Here is a 22,704-nt window from a genome sequence, read left to right as displayed (position 1 = left end):
CGGCGGGCGCCGCGGGCCGCGCGGGTATGCCGGGGATGGGCGGCATGGGCGCGGGCGCGGGACGTGGTGGGCAGAACGACGACGAAACCCACACCTTCCCCGACTATCTCGTCAATCAGGAGAACGGGGAGATCCTCACCGGGCTCGGCGACATCAGGACGGTGCCGCCGGTGATCGGAGCGGACAACGACAGTGCCCAGCAGTAGGTTCACCGGGCAGGAGTTCGAGATCCTGTGGGCCGCCTACGGCCGGGACCGACTGCCGTATCCGCTGCGATTCCGTACGCGCATCAGCGATTTCGACGAGTTGAAACGCGACCGGGAGCTGGCCGTGCGCTCGCTGCTCGACAAGTACGACCCGATGGTCGAGCGCGCCATCGATACCCTGCTGCATCCCGATGCCCGGCTGGAGTCGAAAGGATATGCGGGGCAGGATAGTCCGCAGATCATTCGATTCCACGGCGCCATCCGGGGTGCGTCGGGCGCCACGCTGACCCAGGAGCCGAACGGCGGCGACGACACCGGCGGCGAGGTGGTCCTCACCTGGTGCGGTATCGACGAGGTCGCCGAGACCGCGGTGGCGGCGCTGCCGGAGCGCGGGCCGGGCAGGCTCGCGCCGATCGAGATCCCGCGCGCGCGGATCGCCGACGAGGACGAGCATTTCGAGTACCGCAGGGGCGCGGTCAGCGCGGCGGATCAGATCTCCCGGGTGTTCCGGCGGCCACGTTCGGGACACGGCGAGATCGCCGCCTACGCCGGGGGCGCGGTGGACGCTCGCCCGTCGACACCGGAGCGCACGTTCTGGTGGATGGACTTCCCGGACGGGCGCTACTACGCCAGGACGGGCGATCCGATCATCGCCGAGCCGTTGGACCGCACCCGGATGATCGCGGGAATTCGCCAGATGCTGCTGCGCGCGCAACGTCGTTACCGTGCCGAAGAAAATTGACCGGAAAACCGCCGTCCAGGCGGCGAATTGCCACGATTAATGCGTCGGCAAATAATGTTCGAGAATTCTCCCGAACAATCGACACGCCGGGAATTCCCCTGGTCGGACCATCATTTTGCGCACACCTCTACCGAAGTGCATTTGCGCTGGCTATCGTTGGCGCGTTAGGCGAAACACTATCCCTCGGAAAGGACCGTGTGGAGATGGCTGACAAGTCCAAGAAAACGCCTAAGAAAATGCCCAAGCAGATGCCGCGGCAGCAGCAGCAACAGCGGCAGGAGCAGATGGGCGAGAACTCGCAAGGTATGACGCGAGCAGGTCAGGACGATCGGCGTGAACCGCGCCGCCCCGACCATCGCTGATCCACGTGTGTCGACGAGCCGCCGGTTCCCCTTCCGGCGGCTCGTCCACGTCAGGCCCCGATGCGCTGGAGCGCGCTCGCCGCGGATCCGTCCCGGCCACGGCGAGCCGTCGACGGGTCGGGAGCCGGCACCGCGTCGAGCAGGCGGCGGGTGTACTCCTGGGCCGGTGCGGCGAAGACGGCACCGACCTCGCCGGTTTCGACGATCCGGCCCTGCCGCAACACCACCACCCGGTCGGCGACCTGGTGCACTACCGCCAGATCGTGGCTGATGAACAGGCTGGCGAAGCCGTATTCGGCGCGCAGGTCGGCGAAGAGGTCGAGCACCTGGGCCTGCACCGAGACATCGAGCGCGCTGGTCGGTTCGTCGGCCACCAGTAGCCGTGGCGCCAGCGCCAGCGCACGGGCCAGTGCCACCCGCTGACGCTGACCGCCCGAGAGCTCGCCCGGCCGCCGCTGCGCGTAATCCCGTGGTAGCCGCACCGATTCGAGCAGGTCCCCGACCTTGGCCCGCAGCAGCGCGCCCGAGGCGGCGCGATGCACCTGCAGCGGTTCCGCGATCGCGTCGGCGACGCTGCGCCGCGGGTCGAGCGAGGCGCTCACGTCCTGATGCACCAGCGCGACGTTCTTGCGCAGGCCCCGTAGTTCGCGTCGTGACAGCCCGGCCAGGGAGACACCCTGCAGTTCCACGGTGCCCGATGTCGCGGGCACCAGTCCGAGCGCGGTGCGGCCCAGTGTGCTCTTGCCCGAGCCGGATTCGCCGACCAAGCCCAGCACTTCGCGCGGGCCCAGCGCCAGCGCGATGTCGCGCAGCGCGGGGAAAGGTGCCGCGCCGTGGCGTCCCGGGTAGGTCACCGACAGGTCGTCGATGCGCAACACGTCGCGATAGTCGGGTTCGTCGGTACCGCCGCCCTTCTCGGCGACAACAGCCGGACCGCGCACGACGACGCGCCGCAGGATCCGGCGGGCAGCCGGTTCCGGCTCCTCGGCATCACCGGCCGTCGCTCCCTCGGACGAACCATCATCCGCGGAGTTCACGCCCTCACCCGCAGCCGATCCCACGACATCGCCACCCGCAGCACCGACGCCATCGCCCGCACTACGCTCGCCACCGTCGCCCGCAGCACGCTCGTCGCCGTCGATCTCGGCGCGCTCGGCGTCGCCGTCACTCGCGGTACCGCTCACTCCGGCGGGATCGGGCTGCGCCGCGTCGATTTCACTCGCGGCGCCGACGATCTCACCCGTACGGGCCCCGGCCCCACGCTCGGACACCGCGGGCAGCCGCGGCACCGACGCCAGCAGGGTCCGCGTGTACTCCGCCTCCGGTGCGCCGAACAGCCCGAACACCGTCTGTTCTTCGACGACCTGCCCGGCCCGCATCACCACCACCCGGTCGGCGATCTCGGCGACCACGCCGAGGTTGTGGGTGATGAACAGGATCGCCGTGCCCCGCTCGCGCCGCAGGGTCCGCAGCAGGTCGAGGATCTCCGCCTGGACGGTGACGTCGAGCGCGGTGGTGGGCTCGTCGGCGATGAGCAGGTCCGGGTCGCCGGATAGGGCCAGCGCGATCACCACGCGTTGCTTCTGCCCGCCGGAGAGCTGGTGGGGATACCAGTCCAGCCGCTTCGCCGGCTCCGGGATGTCTACGGCGGCAAGCAGTTCGATCGCGCGGGCCTTGGCGGCGGCCTTGTCGGTGACGCCGTGGGCTCGCAGCGCCTGCCGGATCTGGGTACCGATCTTCTGCACCGGGTTGAGCGCGGTCTGCGGCTCCTGGAACACCATGGCGGCCTTGGTGCCGCGCAGTTCTCGCAGGGCCGTCTCGGACGCGTCGATGACCTCGGTGCCCGCCAGCCGGAGGGAACCCGTGGCGTGCGCGGTGCCGGGCAGCAGGCCGAGCACCGACCGCGCGGTGAGCGACTTCCCGGAGCCGGATTCGCCGACGAGGGCGACGACCTCGCCGCGGCGGACCCGCAGGCTCACCCGGTCGACCACGGTTCGATCGCCGAAACCGACGGTCAAGCCGTCGATATCGAGCACCAGCTCGTCGGTCATGCCAGTCTCCTTGCCCGGCCCAGTGCCTGGGCGATCAACAGGAAGCCGAGCGTCAGCCCGGCCACGACGGTCAGCGGGCCGATCGCCATCCACGGGTTGGCGTCGAGGTTGGCGATGGACTCGCCGATCAGCGAGCCGAGCGAGGGTTCCGGCGGACGCACCCCGATGCCGATGAAGCTCATCGCGCCCTCGATGAACACCGCCAGCGACAGCGACAGCGCCAGCTGCACGCCGAGCGGTTCGATCACGTTGGGCAGCACATGCTTACGCAGCGTCCACCAGGTGTCGGCGCCGATCACCTCGGACGCCTCGACGAACGGCTGCTCGCGCACCGCCAGGACGGCGGTGCGGATCTGGCGACCGAAGATCGGGATCTCGGTGGCGATGATGACGATGACGACCGCGTGCCAGCCGGGTCCGGTGACGGCGGCGAGCGCGATCGCGAAGATCAGCGCCGGGAACGCCAGGATCAGGTCGAACACCCGCTGCACGGTGACATCGGCCCAGGGATTCACGGTGGCGGCGAGCCCGGCCAGCGACCCGATCAGCGCGCCGATCGGCACCGCGAGCAGCACGATCAGCAGATCGACGCGGATGCCGGCGAGCACCCGCGCCGCGACATCCCGATTCAGGTGATCGGTGCCGAGCCAGTGCTCCCAGCTCGGGCCGAGCAGATTGGCGCCGGGGATCTGGGCGAGCGGGTCGTAGGAACTGAGCACACCGGCGAACACACCCGCCAGCGCGATCACCGCGATCAGCGCGACACCGGCGAGCCCCTGCCCCGTGCCCAGCGCCGCGAGCGCACCGGCGCGACGAGGCGACTCCTCCTGGGCGGCAGCCGGTTTCTCGATGGTCGCGGTCATGACCGTCCTCCGATCCGGATGCGGGGATCCAGCCAGGCGTGCGCGATATCGGTCACCAGCTGGATCACCACGAACACCGCCACCGACAGCAGCAACAGCACCTGCACCAGCGGGTAGTCGCGACGACTGATGCCCTGTTCGATGAGCTGGCCGATGCCCGGCCAGACGAAGGCCGCCTCCACCAGCACGGCACCGCCGAGCAACTGCCCGGTCTGCAGGCCGAGCACGGTGAGCAGGGTCGGCAGCGCGTTGCGCAGCGCGCCTCGGGTGACGATCTCGCGGTGCGGGACGCCGAGTGAACGCGCGGTCAGCACATACGGTTTCGTGAGTTCGGTGCGCAGCGACTCGGTGAGGAACCGGGTCAGTGCCGCCGCCACCGGCAGCGCGAGGCAGATCGCGGGCAGCAGCAGATACTGCACGGCGATGTCGGGCCGGGCGATGAAGCCGTCCGGCGGCACACCACCGGCGGGCAGCACCGGGACCGCGACCGCGAAGACCAGCACCAGCAGCGGCCCGACGACGAAGGTCGGCAGGGCCACCGCGACCGTATTGGCCGCGGCGACAACGGCGCTCAGCCACCGGCTCGGCCACAGCACCGACGCCAGCGAGACCGCCAGACTCGCCACGACGGCCAGGATCAGCGCGGTCACCGTCAGGACCAGGGTGTTGGTGAGACCGCGGCCGACCAGATCGGTGATCTGCCCGCCGATGATGTAGGAACGCCCGAGATCGAGGGTGAACAGGTCAGCGAGCCAGTTCAGGTACTGCACCGGGATGGACCGGTCCAGGCCCAGCTGATGGCGGATCGCCGCGATCGATTGCGGCGTCGCGTCGTTGCCCGCCAGGATCGTGGCCGGATCACCGGGCACCAGGCGCAGCAGCAGGAAGATCAGCACCGAGGCGCCGAACAGCACGAGCAGTGCCGACGGCAGCCGGTGCAGCAGATAGCGGGTCATGACAGGAAGGTGTCGGTGAGCACGGGCTCACGGCGCTTGGTCCAGGCGAGCTCGTGCACCTTGTTCGCCGTGGCGTACTGCTGGAAACGCACGCCGATCTCGATCAGGAACAGTCCTTCCAGCAGTTGGTCGCTGACGGTGTGGAAGGCGCGCACCGCGTCCGGGCCGGTGCCCTGGGGCAGCTGCCAGGCCGCGTCGGCCGCCGCGGTGTAGGCGGGCGATTCGTAGCGGGAGGCGTTGCGGCGGGCGTTGAACGGGTAGGCGCTCACGGTCAGCGTCGACGGCACGAACTGCGCCCACGAGTGATCGGTCACCCACAGGCCACGGAACTGCTGACCGGTGAGCTGCTTGACGAAGGTGGCGGCGTCGACCGGGTCCAGGGTCACCTCGATACCGACCTCGGCGAGGTTGGCCTGCACGATCTGGGCCGTCTCCTCGTAGCCGGGCGCGAAGGTGAGCGGCAGCTTCGGCGGCTTGCCCGCCTGGGTGAGCAGATCCTTGGCCTTGGCGACATCGCGGCTGTACTTGGTGTTGCGCGACTCGTCGAAGGCGGGCGAGGTCTTGGGCCACGGCACGTTCAGCGGATAGCCCGCGCCGCGGAAGACCTCGGCGATGATCCGCTCACGGTCCAGGGCGTAGGCGATGGCTTGGCGCACCCGCACATCGGCCAGCGCCGGTTCGGTGACGTTGACGCCGACGTAGGCCTGCAGTTCCGCGCCCTCGAGGTCGAGCACCCGGTAGCCGCCCGCCTCGGCGAGGTTCTCGGCGTCGCGGTAGCCGAGTTCCCTGGCCACCGCGATCTGCCCGGACTTGAGCGCGTTCAGCAGCGCCTGCGGGTCCTGGATGATCGAGACCTCGACGCGGTGGAGGTAGGGGCGCTCGGGGACCCAGTAGTTCGGGTTCTTCTCGAAGACGATCTGCGAATTCGGTACGCGCTGGACGTATTTGAACGGCCCGGTGCCGATATAGGTGTCGCCGGTGCCCAGCTTGTCGATGGTCTCGCTGTCCAGGATGGGCACGGTGTCGAGCAGGTCGTAGATGTTGCTCAGCGGATGGGCCAGCTGCAACACGATGCGGGTGGGCGAGACGATGTCGAAGCCAGTGACCGCGCTGGCGGTGCTACGCAGCTGGGCCGACCACTTGGCGTCGGCGTAGGTGCGGATGGAGAACTCCACGTCCTCGGCGGTGAACGGCCTGCCGGAGTGGAACTTCACGTCGTCGCGCAGGTCGAGCGCGATCGAGCGGCCGTCGGCGGCGAGCTGCCACGACTTCGCCAGCAGCGGCTGCGGTTCCAGCGTGTCGTTCGGGTAGCGGATCAGCGATTCGTAGACCAGGCCGATGACGACCGGCGTCGCGGCGGTGTTGGTCAGCAGGTTGGCGGGCACCAGGTCCTCGCGGATACCCACCTTCAGGGTGCCGCCGCGCACCGGAGTCGCGTTGTCACCGCCGGCCTTCTGCTCCGAGACGGCCGAGGTGCAGGCCGCCAGCGCCGCGCCACCGAAGATGGCCGCCGCGGCGATGCCGCCGACGCGCAGGAAGTTGCGGCGATCGAGGCCGCCGGGGGTAAAGCTCATCGTGGGATTCCTCGAAGACACGTCGACCCGCGGTGCGGGCCGAACGGCGCGCAGCACAGGAGCGCACCGGGGAAAGGGGACACATCGGCTCGTTCGGCCGCGTACGTCAGCAGACGTACGTCAGCCACGCAGGACGCGACACGAACAGCAGCGAGAGGGCTGATTCGTGGGCACGGCAGTGACGCTAACAAGTTGCGCCGCAGGGGTCACCGATTCCGCGCAAGATGCATATAACCCTGGTGACCAGGGAATATGTCACCTTTACTGCCAGAATGCCTGTTCCACCCCACGCTCGCGGTTACGAATCCTTCGGTGGTTCGGCCGGTCGCACCTCGGCCGATTCCACCCCGGAATGGACCTCTCCCCCGACCGCGCCCGCCGGCGCGCCCAATATCGTCGTCGTGCTCGTCGACGATATGGGCTACAGCGATATCGGCCCGTTCGGCTCCGAGATCGAGACGCCGACGCTGGACCGGCTGGCTGCCCAGGGCGTGCGCCTGTCGAATTACCACACCACGCCGCTGTGCTCACCCTCGCGCGCGGCCTTGCTGACCGGAATCAATTCCCACCGCGCGGGTTTCGGCTTCGTCGCCAATGCCGATCCCGGCTATCCCGGACTGCGCCTGGAACTGGCCGACGACGTGCTCACGCTGCCGGAGATCCTGCGCGGTAACGGATACGCGACCTACGCCGTGGGGAAATGGCATCTCGTACGGGACGCCACGATGAATCCGTCGGCGCATCGCGATTCCTGGCCGACGCAACGGGGTTTCGACCGCTACTACGGATCGCTGGAGGGGCTGAATTCGTTCTACTACCCGAATCAGCTGGTCTCCGACAGTTCGGTGGTCGATATCGAGGAGTACCCGCAGGGCTACTACCTCACCGACGATCTCACCGACAAGGCGCTGGCCTACCTCAAGGACCTGCGCGCCCACGATGCCACCAAGCCGTTCTTCCTGTACTTCGCGCACGTGGCGATGCACGGACCACTGCAGGCCAAGGCCGAGGATCAGGCGAAGTATCGCGGCCGCTACGCCGAGGGCTGGGACGAACTGCGCCGCCAGCGTTTCGCCGAACAGCTGGCCCAGGGCCTGTTCCCGCCCGGCACGCAGCAGAAGCCGCGCAATACCGAGCCCGGTTACGAAGCCGCGGAATGGGATTCGCTCTCCGACGACGAGCGCAGGCGCTACGCCAAGTACATGGAGGTGTACGCGGGCATGGTCGACAGCATCGACCAGAGCCTGGGCCGCATCGTCGATCTGCTCGAGGACCTGGGCGAACTCGACAACACCATCATCGTGTTCACCTCCGACAACGGCGGCACCGCCGAGGGCGGCCCCGAGGGCACCCGCTCGTACTTCGCCGAGTTCGCCCATATCGACGATCCGGACTGGGTCGGCGACGTCCCGCACGACGAGGACCTGATCGGCACCGCCGAGCTGGGTGTGCACTACCCGCGCGGCTGGGGTCAGGCGTCCAACACGCCGTTCCGCTTCTACAAGGGCCAGACCTTCGCCGGTGGCGTGCGGGTGCCGCTGGTGGTGTCGTGGCCGAAGGGCCTGCCGCGCACCGGCGCCGACACCGGCATCCGGCACGAGTACGCCTATGTCACCGATCTGGCCCCGACCCTGCTCGAGCTGGCCGGACTGGAGCGGCCGTCGGTGCGTAACGGGCTGCCCGCCAAAGAGTTCGACGGTGTCTCGGCAGCCGAGCTGCTGCGCGATCCGGCCGCGCCGACCCGCCACACCGAGCAGTACTCGGAGATGACCGGGCATCGCGGATTCTATCGCGATGGGTGGAAGCTGCTGTCGCTGTACGAGACCGGGGCCGATCTGGACGCGCCGCACTGGCAGCTGTTCGATGTGCGCGCCGATCCGACCGAGCTGCACGATCTCTCGGCGCAATACCCGGACAAGGCCGCCGAGCTGGCCGCGGCCTGGGACGAATCGGCCTGGGCGAATACCGTATTCCCGCTGCTCACCCGCGCCGACCTGTTCCGGCGCCGTCCCGAGGAAGCCCGGTTCGCCGCACCGGTGCGGCTGCTGCCCGGCACGCCGACCCTGGAGCGCTACCGCTCGCAGCGCCTGATCGCCTACCGCGATTTCACCATCACCGCCGAGCTCACCGGTCGCCGGGCGGAGTCGCCGACGCCCGCCGGGGACAGTCCCACGGTCACCGGCTTCCGGCCGGGCGACGAAGGCGTACTCGTCGCGCACGGCGACCCGCTGGGCGGCTACCTGCTCTATGTCGAGAACGACGAGGTGGTGTTCGGCGTCAACAGCTACGGCCGCTACGCGTCGGTGGCGGCCGCGCTACCGGGCGGGGCCGGGGAGATCACCGTGCGCGCGGCGATCCGGCCGCACCTGCGCTGGGACTTCGTGGTCGAGGTCGACGGGGTGGTGGTCGCCGAGCTCACCGATCAGGTGCAGCTGGTCGGGATGGCGCCGTGGACCGGCATCTCGGTCGGCGTCGACGCGCGTGGTCCGGTCGACAGGGAGCTGCGCGAGCGCCGTGGGCCGTTCCGGTACACGGGGTCGCTGCGGGCGATCACCTACACCCCCGGTCCGATCCAGGTACCGCAGGCCACGATCGACGCCGTGGAGCGCGAGGCGGAATACGTCGCCGAGTGACCGGGGCGACCGGGCCCGGGCTTCGTGCCCGGACCAGGTCGGATACCGTTTATCAGGCACGATGACCGACCCGAAGTAAGGACACCGATGGACGACAGCTCGCTCACCTGGGACGACGGAGCGCTGCTCACCATCGACCAGCGCGGGCTGCCGCACGAGGCGCGGCAGCTGCGCCTGGGTACCGTCGACGAGATCATCGACGCGATCACCACGCTGGCCATTCGCGGCGCCCCGGCGATCGGGATCGCGGGGGCGTTCGGCGTGGTCATCGCGACCAGGGCGCACACCGTGGGCGGGGTGGTGGACGAGGCCGCCGTGCAGGCCGAGGCCGATCGGATCGCGGCGGCCAGGCCGACCGCGGTCAACCTGGCCTGGGCGGTCGAGCGGGTGCGCGGGCGGATCGCCGACGGCGCCGACGCGGTGCTGGCCGAGACCCTCGACCTGCTCGCCGAGGACGGCCGGGTGAACCTGGCCGCCGCCACCCACGCCGCCGACCTGGTGCAGCGCCTGTGTGGCGACGGGCCGCTGCGGCTGCTCACACACTGCAACACCGGCCGCCTGGCCACCAGTGCCGTCGGCACCGCGATCGGCGCGCTGCGGGTGCTGCACGAGCGCGACGCGGTCGCGGACGTGATCGTCGACGAGACCCGGCCGCTGCTGCAGGGCGCCCGGCTCACCGCGTGGGAGCTGGCCGAGGCGGGCATCCCGCACCGGCTGACCATCGATTCCGCCGCCGCCTGGGCGATGGCCACCGGGCAGGTCGACGCCGTGCTCGTCGGGGCCGACCGGATCACGGCCAACGGCGACGTCGCCAACAAGATCGGCACCTTCACCCTGGCTTTGGCCGCCCGCCACCACGGCATCCCGTTCATCGTGGTCGCGCCGGAGTCCACCCGTGACACCGCGATGGCGACCGGCGCGCAGATCGTGGTCGAGCAGCGGGCCGCCGCCGAGGTCACCGGGTTCGGCGGGGTGGCGACAGCGCCCGCAGGCACCGCGGTGTTCAACCCCGCCTTCGACGTGACCCCCGCCGATCTGGTGACCGCCGTCGTCACCGAAAACGGTGTGGTCTACGGGATTTCGCAGCCGTTTGCCGCCCAGGGCGCGGCGATCGCGGCCATCGCGCGCCAGCTCTACGAGCGCGGCTGGATGCCCGGCACCGCGGGCAATATCTCGGTGCGGGTCGACGAGGACGCGCTGATCACCGCGAGCGGGCTGTCCAAAGGCGAACTGACCGAACGGGACACGGTGCTGGTGGCCGTGGCCGATACGACGCCACGCCCGGGACAGAGCCGGAAGCCGTCCGCGGAGACGAGCATTCACACCGCCGTCTACCGCACCCGCGCGGCCGGGGCCGTCGTGCACGTGCACTCGCCGTTCGCGACCGCGCTGGCGACCACCGCCGCGCGGCCCGGTGACGCGGTGAGCACGCTGTCGATCACCGGATACGAACTGCTCAAGGGCTTCGGCCTGGCCGACCCGGCCGCGGTGGCGGTCCCGGTGTTCCCGAACTGGCCCGAGGTCGCGCGCATCGGCGCCGACATCGAGACCTATCTGCGCGATAACCCCGGCGCCCCACCGATTCTGTTCATCACCGGGCACGGGATCACCACCTGGGGTGACACTCTTGCCCAGGCGCGCGATCGCGCCGAATGCCTGGAAGCCCTGTGCGAGTTGATCACCCGCACGGGGCGCACCGACGCCACGCCACTCGAGATCGGATAGACAATGACCCTGCTGCAAGTGATGGCCGCCGACAACGCCGCCGACGTGCGCGTACGCACCACCGATACCGCCGAGATCGCCGCCGAGCTGGACAAGCACGGCATCGCCTTCTCACGCTGGGACGTGCTGGCCGACGCCGCGAACACCGACTCCGACACCCTGCTCGCCCACTACGCTCCGCAGATCGGCGAACTCAACGCGGCGGGCCGCTACGAGCACATCGACGTCGCCCGGATCCACCCCGACGACGACAACCCGGAATGGCCCGCCACGGCGGCGGGCGCGCGCGCGAAGTTCCTCGACGAGCACCGTCACGCCGAGGACGAGGTGCGCTTCTTCGCCGCCGGTCGCGGCTGCTTCTACCTGCACCTCGGCGACGCCGTGCTGGCGACGGTCTGCGAGGCCGGCGATCTGCTCTCGGTCCCCGCGGGCACCCTGCACTGGTTCGACATGGGTACCCGGCCCGATTTCATCGCCATCCGCTTCTTCGAGGAGGCCGACGGCTGGATCGGCGACTTCACCGGCGACAAGATCAGCGCGGGCTTCCCGACGCTGGACGAACTGCTCGCCGCGTCGTGACCCGCGCCGTCGTCCTCGACATCGAGGGCACCACCAGCCCCACCGACTCGGTGCGCACCGACCTCTACGGCTACACCGAGCAGCGCCTGCCCGCCTGGCTGGCCGGGAACGCTGCCGGCGCCGCCGAATCCGTGCTCGCCCAGACCAGGGAGCTGGCCGGTGAACCCGACGCCGACACCGATCGGGTCGCCGAGATCCTCATCGGCTGGTTGCGTTCCGATGTCAAGGCCGAGCCGCTCAAGGCCGCGCAGGGCGCGATCTGCGCCCAGGGGTTCCGGGCGGGCGCGCTGCACGGGCGGTTCTTCGCCGATGTGGTGCCCGCGCTGTCGGCCTGGCACGCGGCCGGGCTCGACCTGTACGTGTACTCGTCGGGTTCCGAACGCAACCAACGGGATTGGTTCGCCTTCGCCGAGTCCGGCGACCTGTCCGGCTTGATCACCGATCACTTCGATCTGGTCAGCGCCGGCCCCAAGCGCGAGGCCGCGTCCTACGACGTCATCGCCGAGCGCATCGGCGTCCCGGCCGCGCAGATCCTGTTCCTGTCCGACCACCCGGACGAACTCGATGCCGCCGTGGCCGCCGGATGGCGGGCCGTCGGCGTGCACCGCGCGGGCGAACCCAACCCGCCGCGCCCGCCGCATCGCTGGGTCGGGTCGTTCGCCGAGGTCGAGGTCGGCGCGGCGGTCTGACCGATCGGCCCGGGCGCGGTCAGCTGACGTGCGCCCGGACCGCACCCAGCTTTCCGCGCTGCACCGTGGTGAATACCCGGCGGGCGTGCACGGCGACGGGGCTGGTCGACCACGGGGCCAGGGTGGTGGTGAACATCAGTTCGCACCAGGACAGGGCCGGGATCTCGCCCGCGGCGAGGGTGGCGATCAGGGAGAGCTCGGTGTCGTGGCCGAGCCAGGACGCCACCAGCCAGGAGGCGTCGAAGCGGCCGAGGAACTCCTCGGCGTCCTCGGGTGGGCCGTGCGGGGTGTCGACGGTGAGGTGGACGACGGCGGAGACGGCGTGGCGCATCTTGGCGTCCATGCCGATCGCGTCGTGCAGCAGCAGCCCCTCCAACGCCGAGCGCAGTTCCGACCAGTGATCCGTGGCGTTTTCGTGCATGACAGGCCCTTCCTGTGGTTCGGACTGCTGTTCGAGGCCGCCGGTGATCGAGCGGAGCACCGGCGCGCTCGGCGGCTCGGCGGGATCGACCAGGCTGGTCAGCGGGCCCGAGTTCCAGTCGAGCCTGCCGAAGGCATGGCACCAGTCCTGGGCTGGATTGTCCTCGGTGACAAGGAGATCGAGGGCCAGACCGGCCATCGATGCGGTGCAGGCCAGCGTGACGGCGTCGAGCTCGTCGTCGCTGACCGACAGGTGCAGGGTCGCCTTGTCGACGCCCGTATCGTCGCGGGCCCGGCCGGCCAGCCAGATCGCGCGGCCCGCGGCACCCATGGCCGCGGCGTGGCGGTCACCGCGTGGATGGTCGACATCGGCGTCGAGATAGGGGCCGTACCAGATGGCCCTGCCTTCCGCACCGCACACCGCGAAGGTGTCCGAGAGCCCGTCGCCCGCGGCGGCAAGCCATATATGTGCGTGATTTCCGTACTCCGTCACCCTCATCAGTTCACTCCCCGAAATTCTCTGATCGAGCCGTACGTCGTTGTCCTTCGATCCAATCGGCCGTGAACACATGTGTCCATAGCAGGCGGTAAATCGGCACACCCCCTCGAGGTACATACACTCGCCAGTGAATTCACAGAACCGGCGGTGACCACATTTCTGACGGCGGGGCGAAATGGTCGTCAGCACTTGTATGTTTCGAACATGCCTTATGTGCACTCCGACTCGGTGAACATCCATTTCCGTACCGGCGCGGTTCGCGGGCCCACCCTGCTGCTCGCCCACGGATTCCTGATGGACGAATCCATGTTCGATCCGATTCGAACCATATTGGCGCACAACGGCATCAACGTCATCGCCTGGGACGCCCGCGGTCACGGCCGGACCGGCTACGGCGCCGACCCGCGCTTCGACTACTGGGACCTGGCCGAGGACGGTCTGCGCGTGCTCGACGCGGTCGGCGTCGAAACCGCGGTGGTCGGCGGAATGAGCCAGGGCGGATACGCCGCCTTACGGATGGCGCTGCTCGCGCCGGGACGGGTCAGCGGACTCGCCCTGCTCGACACCGAGGCGGGCGCGTGCACCCGGGCCGACGAAACCTACTACGAAGAATTCTTCGACGAATGGTGCGGCACCGCGGAATTGGTGCCACTGGCCGAAGAATTGGCGCCCCAATTGATCGGGGGCGATCGCCCGGATATCTGGCGCTGGTGGATCACCCGCTGGCTGACCCACGATCGCACGGCCCTGCATCCGGCGGCCCGGTGCCTGATCGATCGGGATTCCGTGCTGGAGCGGCTCGGCGAGATCACCGTGCCCGCGCTCGTCCTGCGCGGCGAATACGACCACAGCAGCACCGCCGAGAAATGCGCGCGGCTGGCGGCGGGACTCCCCGGGGCACGCGGCGTGCAGACGGTGCCCGGCGCGGGTCACGGAGCCCCCGTGACCCACCCCGACGACGTCGCCGCCGCACTGATCGAGCTGGTCACCACCTGCACACCACACACCGCGGCACCGGTCGCCGTCGCCGGCATCTAGGCGCCGTCGGGTTCCCGCACTGCCAGGTAGTACTGGATGCGGCCGGGGTAGGCCACCGAGTCGAGGCGGAAGAGCTGGACGTCGACGGTGTAGTACTCGCCGGTGTTCAGATCACACAGCCGCATGGCGGTGTGCTCGCGGCCGTAGACGGTGTCGCCGTCGTCCCAGATCCGCCGGAAGTCCGGATACTGGGCGAGCTCGTCGAGCAGCTCCGCCGCCCACTCACCGCCGCCCTGCTGACCGATCAGACCGCGCAGCCAGTGCACGGTCAGGGTCGACTCCTTCTCCCATTCCACCATCACCTTGCGCGAGAGCGGGTTGCCGAAGAACCAGCGCAGGATGTTCACGTCCTCGACCAAGCCGGGGAACGCGCGATGATAGGAGTCGTTGCCCGCCAGCACATTCCAGCGCGTGTCGACATAGGCCGCCAGGTTCGGCTCCTGGAGGGCCAGCGTCCGGCGCATCTCGGCGTTGATCTCGGCGCGCAGGTCGTCGACCGACGGATTGTCCACGGGAGCGAGCCCGGCCAGATCGAACAGATGCCTGCGCTCGATGTCGGTCACCGGGGTGATCCGGTCGAGGTAGCGCACCAACGCCTCGACGACGGCCTGCGTCGGCCGGTCCCGGTCCCCGCTCTCCAGATGCGTGATGTAGCTCGAGCTGACACCGGCCGCGAAAGCCAGTTTTTCCCGGGAAATCCGCCGATCGTCGCGCAGTCGCCGCAGCAACCCGCCGAGTGTCGGCGGCTTCGGCGGACCAGCCGGCCCGTCGGACGATGACTTCGGTAGCACCCCAACCCTCCCTGTCTGCACCGCCCCATCCTGGATGACGTTTCAACCTCGAACCAATCGCCGAACGGAAAAGTTGCCGTTTCTTTATATTGACGCGTTGTCTATTGGGTAGTTACCGACCGGCAACTGTGGGCGCGATCACGAAACACCAAGGGCCGAGGCGAAATAAAAGGATTCGAATTCTTTCCGTACAGCAGTGCTATAGACTTCGCCGCCGCACGCCAGTCGACGCGCGAGCGACCTCGATCCACCCCGCCCGCACGGGCGCCGACCCTGCCGCGACAACCCCCGCGCAGTGTGCGGGCCGTCACATCTTCCCTGTTCAGCGAGCCCGCCGGATGTGTAAACAAATGTAAACCGCCCGAGAACCAGCGGTTTCCGAAGCATCACCGCGGGCCCGGGAACAGGCTCCGCGCGACTCCCGTTCAGCCAGGTCGCCGCCCGTTGACCCAGGTCGGCCCCGAATCGCGCGCCGCCGCCCGAGCCGCGTCCGTGACCACGAGATTTCGCCGACCTCACAGCTCACCGAGGGGTCACCGAGGATGTGAAAAGTTCGTTTTGCCGGAGCACCCGGTCTCTTTACAGTTGCCCCTATCAGCCCGAAAGCACAGCTCGAAGGGGGCGTCGTGGTTAATTCGCGCACTCATGGTCCGTCGCCCACCGATATCGGCGACACGTTGCTGAACCTCGGTAAATACTTTCAGCGCGGTGAGGTCTCGCCGGACAACCGGTCGGTGTACAAGGTCGGCGGTCGCGACGCCGACGCGTTCTACCGCGACCGCTGGTCGCACGACAAGGTGGTGCGCTCCACCCACGGCGTGAACTGCACCGGTTCGTGCTCCTGGAAGATCTACGTCAAGGACGGCGTGATCACCTGGGAGTCGCAGCAGACCGACTACCCCTCGGTGGGCTCGGACAAGCCGGAATACGAACCGCGCGGCTGTCCGCGTGGCGCGTCGTTCTCCTGGTACACCTACTCCCCCGCCCGGGTGCGCTACCCGTATGTGCGCGGCACGCTGCTCGACCTGTACCGCAATGCCAAGGCCGAGCTCAAGGACCCGGTGCTGGCGTGGGAGTCGATCGTCGAGGACCCGGCCAAGGCCAAGGCCTACAAGACCGCGCGCGGTAAGGGCGGTTTCGTCCGGGCCGAGTGGTGGGAGGCCGCCGAGATCGCCGCGGCCGCGCACGTCTACACGATCAAGCAGTACGGACCCGACCGCGTGGCCGGCTTCTCGCCGATTCCCGCGATGTCGATGGTCAGCCACGCCACCGGCGCCCGGTTCGTATCGCTCATCGGCGGCTACATGCTCTCGTTCTACGACTGGTACGCCGACCTGCCGGTGGCCTCGCCGCAGGTCTTCGGCGATCAGACCGACGTGCCGGAGTCGGCCGATTGGTTCGACGCGGGCTACCTGATCATGTGGGGCTCCAACGTCCCGGTGACCCGCACGCCCGACGCGCACTACATGACCGAGGCGCGTTACCGCGGCCAGAAGGTCGTGGTGGTCTCCCCCGACTACGCCGACAACACCAAGTTCGCCGACGAGTGGGTCGCGGCGCGACCGGGCACCGACGCGGCGCTGGCGATGGCCATGGGCCACGTGGTGCTCAAGGAGTTCTTCCTCGAGAAGCAGACGCCGAGCTTTCTGAACTACATCAAGTCCTACACCGACCTGCCCTTCCTGATCTGCCTCGACGAGGCGGACGGCCAGGGCGGCGCGCTGCCCGGCAAGTTCCTCACCGCCGCCGACCTGGGCCAGACCGGCGAGGGCGTCGAGCACAAGCCGGTGCTGCTGGACCAGGCCGGGAACCCGGTCGTGCCCAACGGTTCGCTCGGCCATCGCTTCGGCGAGGGCGACGCGGGCAAGTGGAACCTCGATCTCGAGGGTGTCGACCCGCTGCTCACCCTGCTCGGCCACTCGGCCGACGCGCCCGCCGAGATCGCGCTGCCGCGCTTCGACACCGACTCCGCCGAGTCGATCATCCGCGGCGTGCCGACCAAGATCGTCGCGGGCAAGCGGGTCACGACGGTGTTCGACCTGCTGCTGGCCCAGTACGGCCTCGGCCGCGAGGGTCTGCCCGGCCAGTGGGCCAAGGGCTACGACGACGCCGAGTCGCCGTACACCCCGGCCTGGCAGGAGACCATCACCGGTGTGCCCGCCGTGCAGGCCGCGCGCATCGGTCGCGAGTTCGCCGACAACGCCGAGCGTTCCGGTGGCCGCTCGATGATCCTGATGGGCGCGGGTACCAACCACTGGTTCCACTCCGATCAGATCTACCGCGCGTTCTTCACCCTGACGCTGCTCACCGGCTGCCAGGGCAAGAACGGCGGCGGCTGGGCCCACTATGTCGGTCAGGAGAAGTGCCGTCCCGTCACCGGCTGGGCCACGCTGGCGTCGGCCTCGGACTGGCAGCGGCCGCCGCGCCAGATGCAGGGCACCGTGTTCTGGTACCTGACCAACGACCAATGGCGCTACGACCCGTTCACCTCCGACGCCTTCGCCTCGCCGCTGGGCAAGGACAAGTTCGCGGGCCGCACCGCCGCCGACAACATCGCGCTGGCCAGCAGGCTCGGCTGGATGCCGAGCTACCCGACCTTCAACCGCAACCCGCTCGACCTCAGCGACGAGGCCGCCGCCGCGGGCACCACCGCCGCCGACCACGTCGTCTCCCAGCTCAAGTCCGGTGACCTGCGGTTCGCCTGTGAAGACCCCGACGCTCCCGAGAACTTCCCGCGCGTGCTCACCGTGTGGCGGGCCAACCTGCTCGGCTCCTCGGGCAAGGGCAACGAGTACTTCCAGAAGCACCTGCTCGGCTGCGGCTCCAACCTGCAGACCACCGACGCCACCGGCGTGCGGCCACAGGAACTGGAATGGCGGGAGGAGGGCGCGGAGGGCAAGCTGGATCTGCTGCTGGCGCTGGACTTCCGCATGACCAGCACCACGCTGTTCGCCGATATCGTGCTGCCTGCCGCCACCTGGTACGAGAAGCACGACCTGTCCTCCACCGACATGCACCCGTTCGTGCACGCGTTCTCCCCCGCCATCTCCCCGCCGTGGGAGGCCAAGACCGACTTCGAGGCGTTCCACCGGATCGCGCGCGGTTTCTCCTGGCTGGCCGAGAAGCACCTGGGCACCCGCAAGGACATCGTCGCGGTGCCGTTGCAGCACGATTCCCCCGACGCGCTCGCCCAGGCCGGCGGCAAGGTGCTGGACTGGAAAGCCGGTGAGTGCGAGCCGATTCCGGGCAAGACCATGCCCAAGATCGTCGAGATCGAACGCGACTACACCAAGATCGCGGAGAAGCTCGCGGCACTGGGCCCGCTGGTCGACACCCTGGGTGTGACCACCAAGGGCATCACCACCTACCCGGACAAAGAGGTGGCGTACCTCGCGGGCAAGAACGGCACCGTCGTCTCCGGCATCGCGGCCGGGCGGCCGTCGCTGGCCAAGGACACCTTCGCCGCCGAGACCATCCTGGCGCTGTCGGGCACCACCAACGGCCGCCTCGCGGTCGAGGGCTTCCACCAGCTCGAGCGCCGCACCGGCACCAAGCTGGCCGATCTCGCGGCCGAGGCCGAGGGCAAGCAGATCACCTTCGCCGACACCCAGGCCAGGCCGGTCCCGGTGATCACCTCGCCGGAGTGGTCGGGCAGTGAGAGCGGTGGCCGCCGGTATTCGCCGTTCACCATCAACGTCGAGCGGCTCAAGCCGTGGCACACCCTCACCGGGCGCCAGCACTTCTACCTCGATCACGACTGGATGATCGAACTCGGCGAGCAGCTGCCGATCTTCCGGCCGCCGCTGGACATGACCGCGCTGTTCGCCGAACCGTCGATCGGCAATGTCGCCGGTGGCGGGGTGACCGTGCGGTACCTGACGCCGCACTCCAAGTGGTCCATCCACTCGGCCTACCAGGACAACCTGCACATGCTGACGCTCTCGCGCGGCGGTCAGACGATCTGGATGTCGGACCGCGACGCCGCCAAGATCGGTGTCGCCGACAACGATTGGATCGAGGCGATCAACCGCAACGGCATCGTCGTCGCCCGCGCCATCGTCTCGCACCGCATGCCCGAGGGCACGGTCTTCATGTACCACGCGCAGGACCGCGCGGTGGACGTGCCGCGCATCGAGGGCACCGAGACCACGACCAAGGAAGCCAAGGGCAAGCGCGGCGGTATCCACAACGCGCTGACCCGGGTGCTGATCAAGCCGTCGCACCTGATCGGCGGCTACGCCCAGCAGTCCTTCGCGCTGAACTACCACGGCCCCACCGGAAACCAGCGTGACGAGGTCACGACAATTCGCCGACGCAACCAGAACGTGGAGTACTAATCATGCGCGTAATGGCTCAGCTCGCCATGGTCATGAACCTGGACAAGTGCATCGGCTGCCACACCTGCAGCGTCACCTGTAAGCAGGCGTGGACCAACCGCGGCGGCACCGAGTACGTCTGGTTCAACAATGTGGAAACCCGTCCGGGACAGGGTTATCCGCGTCAGTACCAGGATCAGGAGAAGTGGAAGGGCGGCTGGACGCTGAACAAGCGTGGCAAGCTGTCGCTGAAGTCGGGCTCGCGGTTCAAGCGCCTGATGAACATCTTCGCCAACCCGGACCTGCCCACGGTCGAGGACTACTACGAGCCGTGGAGCTACGACTACGACAACCTGCTGGCCTCCCCGCCCACCGACACCACTCCGGTCGCGCGGCCGAAGTCGCTGATCACCGGCGAGGACACCAAGGTCACCTGGGGCGCCAACTGGGACGACGACCTCGGTTCCGGTCCCGAAGCGGTCGGCAAGGACCCCTTGCTCGGCAAGCTCGAGGACAAGGTGAAACTGGAGTTCGAAGAGACCTTCATGTTCTACCTGCCGCGCATCTGCGAGCACTGCCTGAACCCGTCGTGCGCCGCGTCGTGCCCGTCGGGAGCGATCTACAAGCGCGAGGAGGACGGCATCGTCCTGGTCGACCAGGACAAGTGCCGCGGCTGGCGCCAGTGCATCACCGGCTGCCCGTACAAGAAGATCTACTTCAACCACAAGACGGGCAAGGCGGAGAAGTGCACCTTCTGCTACCCGCGCGTGGAGGTCGGCATCCCGACCGTGTGCTCGGAGACCTGCGTCGGGCGGCTGCGCTACATCGGCGTGATGCTCTACGACGCCGACGCGGTGCTCGAGGCGGCGTCGGTGACCGACGACAAGGACCTCTACCCGTCCCAGCTCGGGGTGTTCCTCAACCCGCACGACCCGCGCGTGATCGCCGAGGCCGAGAAGGCCGGCATCTCGCCGGAATGGATTCAGGCGGCACAGGATTCGCCGGTCTACAAGCTGATCGTGGACTACCAGCTGGCGCTGCCACTGCATCCGGAATACCGCACCATGCCGATGGTCTGGTACGTGCCGCCGCTGTCGCCCGTGGTCGACGTGCTCAGCGAGACCGGGCACGACGGTGAGGACGCGGGCAACCTGTTCGGCGCCATCGACGCGCTGCGCATCCCGATCGAATACCTGGCCGAGCTGTTCACCGCCGGGGAGATCGGGCCGGTGCGCGCCTCGCTGCAACGGCTGGCCGGCATGCGCGCGTTCATGCGCTCGGTCAACCTCGGCGAGGAGCCCGAGCCCGGTATCGCGCCGTCGATCGGGCTCGAGCCCGAGGAGATCGAGGCCATGTACCGGCTGCTCGCGATCGCCAAGTACGAGCACCGCTACGTGATCCCCTCCGGGGCGACCTCCCGTGCGCACGAACTGGATTCGCTGGCCACCGGATGCAGCCTCGACACCGACGGCGGACCCGGCATGACCGCGTTCGACCAGGTGGTGGAGAAGTTCTCGCTGGCCGACACCAATCAGGCCGCGCCCGAGGAGAAGTCGGGCCGGATCAACCTGCTCAACTGGGACGGCCGCAGCACCAGCGGGCTCGTGCCGAGCGGCGACAAGCTTGCGCCCACCGCGGACGGCAACGGCGCCGACGCAGGGAGCAACGGCAACGGCAGCAACGGCGCTGCCGTGGCCGACTCCACGGTCAGCGGTGCGGCGCAATGAGTCTGCTCTCGATCCGCAAGCGACCCCAGCCGGTCACCGCCATGCCCGAGCACGATCGGCGGGTCGTGTGGCGGCTGGCCGCGCTGCTGCTGGACTACCCCGGTGAGTCGACGCTGGCGCTGCTGGACCAGATGTCCACGGCCGCGGCCGAATTGCCCGCCGAGGTGCGGGCGCACTTCGACGCGGTGCTGACCTACCTGCGGGAGACGCCCTCGATCGAGGTGGCGCAGAGCTATGTCGAGACCTTCGACATGCGCCGCCGGGCCAGCCTGCATCTGACCTTCTACGCCTACGGCGACACCCGCAAGCGCGGCATGGCGCTGCTGCGGTTCAAGCATGCCTACCGGCAGGCGGGGGTGGAACTCGGTGACGAGGAACTGCCCGACCACCTGCCGGTACTGCTGGAGTTCGCCGCCACCGTCGACCCGATCGGCGGTGAGCGCCTGCTCGGCGAGCACGTTCCGGTCATGGAGCTGCTGCGACTGTCCCTGGGCGACAACGACTCGCCCTACAGCGGCGTGCTGGCCGCGGTGCTGACGACGCTGCCGCCGGTGACCACCGCCGACCGGCGCCGCATCGCCGAGCTCGCCGCGCAGGGGCCGCCCGAAGAGGAAGTCGGGCTGGAACCCTTCGCCATGGACCCCTCGTTGTTCGACGCCACGGAAGGCCGCCGATGAACGCCACCATCCCGCTCCCCGAAGGCCTGTGGCTGATCCTGCCCTATATCGCCGCCACGTCCTTCGTGCTCGGCCACATCTGGCGCTACCGGTTCGACCAGTTCGGCTGGACCACCCGGTCCTCGCAGATCTACGAGTCCAAGCTGCTGCAACTGGGCAGCCCGCTGTTCCACTTCGGCATGCTCGGGGTGTTCGGCGGGCACGTGATGGGTCTGCTGATCCCCGAGTCGTGGACCAGCGCGCTCGGCATCTCCGAACACGCCTACCACCTCGTCGCGGTGGGCGCGGGTTCGGTCGCCGGGCTGATGGTGGTGGCCGGTGTCGCCATCCTCTGCTACCGCCGCATCGTCGTTCCCGCCGTGCGCAAGGCGACCAGCCGCAACGACATCATGATGTACACCCTGCTGACGCTGGCCCTGGTCACCGGTCTGCTCAACACCTGGGGTTCCAACCTGCTCTGGGGCACCTACAACTACCGCGAGACCGTCTCCCCCTGGTTCCGCAGCCTGTTCACCATCAACCCGGAACCGGGGCTGATGGTCGGTGTCCCGTGGACCTTCCAGCTGCACGGCCTGGTCGTGCTGGCCCTGGTCGCGGCCTGGCCGTACACCCGCCTGGTGCACATGTTCAGCGCCCCCATCGGCTACCTCACCCGGCCCTACATCGTCTACCGCCGCAAGGAAGTCGACACCAAGGACAAGACCCGCTTCGCCAAGGCCTGGGACGCCCCGGTCACCCCCGACCGCTGGTAGGGCCCGGATTCGCTCGCTCGTACCCCCTGACCCGGGCCAGCGCCATACGGCGTACAGCGCGCATCCGTGTCCTCACGGCCGACGCCGGCGAACGGACCATCGGG

At 68.9% G+C, this 22,704-nt stretch carries 17 protein-coding genes and 1 pseudogene; 12 read left to right on the top strand and 6 right to left on the bottom strand.

Translation table 11 applies throughout. From position 1 onward, the window contains the following. The 3 genes and pseudogenes from V8688_RS16460 to V8688_RS16450 all read left to right on the top strand — a co-directional run. Nucleotides 1-206 (top strand): annotated as a pseudogene (locus V8688_RS16460) (hypothetical protein); the annotation flags it as partial. Beyond that, on the top strand, nucleotides 193-948 hold the full coding sequence (locus tag V8688_RS16455; RefSeq protein ID WP_342801163.1) for an ESX secretion-associated protein EspG: 756 nt from the start codon (nucleotides 193-195) through the stop codon (nucleotides 946-948). The pseudogene V8688_RS16460 and the gene V8688_RS16455, both read left to right, overlap by 14 nt. A 203-nt stretch (nucleotides 949-1,151) precedes the next feature. Next, on the top strand, nucleotides 1,152-1,310 hold the full coding sequence (locus V8688_RS16450) for a hypothetical protein (RefSeq protein WP_218717989.1): 159 nt from the start codon (nucleotides 1,152-1,154) through the stop codon (nucleotides 1,308-1,310). Nucleotides 1,311-1,360: 50 nt separating this feature from the next. Here V8688_RS16450 and V8688_RS16445 read toward each other — a convergent pair whose 3' ends face one another. Genes V8688_RS16445 through V8688_RS16430 form a run of 4 tightly spaced genes read right to left on the bottom strand, consistent with a single transcriptional unit; the run spans nucleotide 1,361 to nucleotide 6,754 of the window. Continuing rightward, entirely contained in the window at nucleotides 1,361-3,361 is a 2,001-nt protein-coding gene (locus tag V8688_RS16445; protein WP_342801162.1) for an ABC transporter ATP-binding protein, read from the bottom strand. Next, nucleotides 3,358-4,224, bottom strand: a complete 867-nt coding sequence (locus V8688_RS16440; RefSeq protein WP_342801161.1) for an ABC transporter permease — start codon at nucleotides 4,222-4,224, stop codon at nucleotides 3,358-3,360. Before V8688_RS16440 ends, V8688_RS16445 begins: the two co-directional genes overlap by 4 nt. Beyond that, nucleotides 4,221-5,180: an ABC transporter permease gene (locus tag V8688_RS16435; protein ID WP_218717991.1), complete on the bottom strand. Its 960-nt coding sequence runs from the start codon at nucleotides 5,178-5,180 to the stop codon at nucleotides 4,221-4,223. The genes V8688_RS16440 and V8688_RS16435 overlap by 4 nt, the downstream gene beginning before the upstream one ends. Next, on the bottom strand, nucleotides 5,177-6,754 hold the full coding sequence (locus V8688_RS16430) for an ABC transporter substrate-binding protein (RefSeq protein ID WP_342801160.1): 1,578 nt from the start codon (nucleotides 6,752-6,754) through the stop codon (nucleotides 5,177-5,179). The genes V8688_RS16435 and V8688_RS16430 overlap by 4 nt, the downstream gene beginning before the upstream one ends. A gap of 272 nt (nucleotides 6,755-7,026) precedes the next feature. Between V8688_RS16430 and V8688_RS16425 the strand changes: the two genes are divergently transcribed. From V8688_RS16425 to mtnC, 4 genes are all read left to right on the top strand, one after another. Next, complete coding sequence (locus V8688_RS16425; RefSeq protein ID WP_342801159.1) at nucleotides 7,027-9,387, top strand: arylsulfatase; 2,361 nt, start codon at nucleotides 7,027-7,029, stop codon at nucleotides 9,385-9,387. A gap of 87 nt (nucleotides 9,388-9,474) precedes the next feature. Then, a complete protein-coding gene (gene mtnA, locus V8688_RS16420; RefSeq protein WP_342801158.1) occupies nucleotides 9,475-11,112 on the top strand; it encodes an S-methyl-5-thioribose-1-phosphate isomerase in 1,638 nt (545 codons plus the stop codon). Nucleotides 11,113-11,115: 3 nt separating this feature from the next. Then, complete coding sequence (locus tag V8688_RS16415) at nucleotides 11,116-11,691, top strand: cupin (protein WP_218717995.1); 576 nt, start codon at nucleotides 11,116-11,118, stop codon at nucleotides 11,689-11,691. Next, nucleotides 11,688-12,380: an acireductone synthase gene (mtnC, locus tag V8688_RS16410; RefSeq protein ID WP_342801157.1), complete on the top strand. Its 693-nt coding sequence runs from the start codon at nucleotides 11,688-11,690 to the stop codon at nucleotides 12,378-12,380. Before V8688_RS16415 ends, mtnC begins: the two co-directional genes overlap by 4 nt. A gap of 19 nt (nucleotides 12,381-12,399) precedes the next feature. Here the strand turns inward: mtnC and V8688_RS16405 are convergent, their stop codons facing one another. Continuing rightward, nucleotides 12,400-13,299, bottom strand: a complete 900-nt coding sequence (locus tag V8688_RS16405) for a hypothetical protein (protein ID WP_218717997.1) — start codon at nucleotides 13,297-13,299, stop codon at nucleotides 12,400-12,402. A 204-nt stretch (nucleotides 13,300-13,503) separates the two neighbouring features. Here V8688_RS16405 and V8688_RS16400 point away from each other — a divergent pair, with 204 nt between their 5' ends. Next, on the top strand, nucleotides 13,504-14,337 hold the full coding sequence (locus V8688_RS16400; RefSeq protein WP_218717998.1) for an alpha/beta hydrolase: 834 nt from the start codon (nucleotides 13,504-13,506) through the stop codon (nucleotides 14,335-14,337). On the opposite strand, the gene V8688_RS16395 is transcribed toward V8688_RS16400, so the two are convergent. After that, on the bottom strand, nucleotides 14,334-15,065 hold the full coding sequence (locus V8688_RS16395) for a helix-turn-helix transcriptional regulator (protein WP_218717999.1): 732 nt from the start codon (nucleotides 15,063-15,065) through the stop codon (nucleotides 14,334-14,336). The two genes, V8688_RS16400 and V8688_RS16395, sit on opposite strands and share 4 nt — an antisense overlap. A 689-nt stretch (nucleotides 15,066-15,754) precedes the next feature. Between V8688_RS16395 and V8688_RS16390 the strand changes: the two genes are divergently transcribed. From V8688_RS16390 to narI, 4 genes are read left to right on the top strand one after another with little or no spacing between them, the layout of a single operon-like run. Continuing rightward, a complete protein-coding gene (locus V8688_RS16390) occupies nucleotides 15,755-19,465 on the top strand; it encodes a nitrate reductase subunit alpha (RefSeq protein WP_342801156.1) in 3,711 nt (1,236 codons plus the stop codon). An 11-nt stretch (nucleotides 19,466-19,476) separates the two neighbouring features. Then, nucleotides 19,477-21,171, top strand: coding sequence for a nitrate reductase subunit beta (narH, locus tag V8688_RS16385; protein WP_342801155.1), 1,695 nt, complete (start codon nucleotides 19,477-19,479; stop codon nucleotides 21,169-21,171). Next, complete coding sequence (gene narJ / locus V8688_RS16380) at nucleotides 21,168-21,848, top strand: nitrate reductase molybdenum cofactor assembly chaperone (RefSeq protein WP_218718002.1); 681 nt, start codon at nucleotides 21,168-21,170, stop codon at nucleotides 21,846-21,848. The genes narH and narJ overlap by 4 nt, the downstream gene beginning before the upstream one ends. Beyond that, entirely contained in the window at nucleotides 21,845-22,600 is a 756-nt protein-coding gene (gene narI, locus V8688_RS16375; RefSeq protein ID WP_218718003.1) for a respiratory nitrate reductase subunit gamma, read from the top strand. The genes narJ and narI overlap by 4 nt, the downstream gene beginning before the upstream one ends. The last annotated feature ends 104 nt before the right edge of the window (nucleotides 22,601-22,704 follow it).

Origin of the sequence: Nocardia sp. No.11 (assembly GCF_038752175.1) — a bacterium.
GTDB classification, from domain to species: domain Bacteria; phylum Actinomycetota; class Actinomycetes; order Mycobacteriales; family Mycobacteriaceae; genus Nocardia; species Nocardia canadensis.
This window is presented reverse-complemented; position numbering and strand designations above follow the sequence as displayed.

Bases quoted from the DNA above. Each gene is read 5' to 3' on its own strand.
- V8688_RS16435 (WP_218717991.1), bottom strand. From the start codon at position 5,180: ATGACCCGCTATCTGCTGCACCGGCTGCCGTCGGCACTGCTCGTGCTG.
- V8688_RS16425 (WP_342801159.1), top strand. From the start codon at position 7,027: ATGCCTGTTCCACCCCACGCTCGCGGTTACGAATCCTTCGGTGGTTCG.
- V8688_RS16445 (WP_342801162.1), bottom strand. From the start codon at position 3,361: ATGACCGACGAGCTGGTGCTCGATATCGACGGCTTGACCGTCGGTTTC.
- V8688_RS16405 (WP_218717997.1), bottom strand. From the start codon at position 13,299: ATGAGGGTGACGGAGTACGGAAATCACGCACATATATGGCTTGCCGCC.
- narJ (WP_218718002.1), top strand. From the start codon at position 21,168: ATGAGTCTGCTCTCGATCCGCAAGCGACCCCAGCCGGTCACCGCCATG.
- V8688_RS16400 (WP_218717998.1), top strand. From the start codon at position 13,504: ATGCCTTATGTGCACTCCGACTCGGTGAACATCCATTTCCGTACCGGC.
- mtnA (WP_342801158.1), top strand. From the start codon at position 9,475: ATGGACGACAGCTCGCTCACCTGGGACGACGGAGCGCTGCTCACCATC.
- V8688_RS16450 (WP_218717989.1), top strand. From the start codon at position 1,152: ATGGCTGACAAGTCCAAGAAAACGCCTAAGAAAATGCCCAAGCAGATG.
- V8688_RS16440 (WP_342801161.1), bottom strand. From the start codon at position 4,224: ATGACCGCGACCATCGAGAAACCGGCTGCCGCCCAGGAGGAGTCGCCT.
- narH (WP_342801155.1), top strand. From the start codon at position 19,477: ATGGCTCAGCTCGCCATGGTCATGAACCTGGACAAGTGCATCGGCTGC.
- V8688_RS16415 (WP_218717995.1), top strand. From the start codon at position 11,116: ATGACCCTGCTGCAAGTGATGGCCGCCGACAACGCCGCCGACGTGCGC.
- narI (WP_218718003.1), top strand. From the start codon at position 21,845: ATGAACGCCACCATCCCGCTCCCCGAAGGCCTGTGGCTGATCCTGCCC.
- V8688_RS16430 (WP_342801160.1), bottom strand. From the start codon at position 6,754: ATGAGCTTTACCCCCGGCGGCCTCGATCGCCGCAACTTCCTGCGCGTC.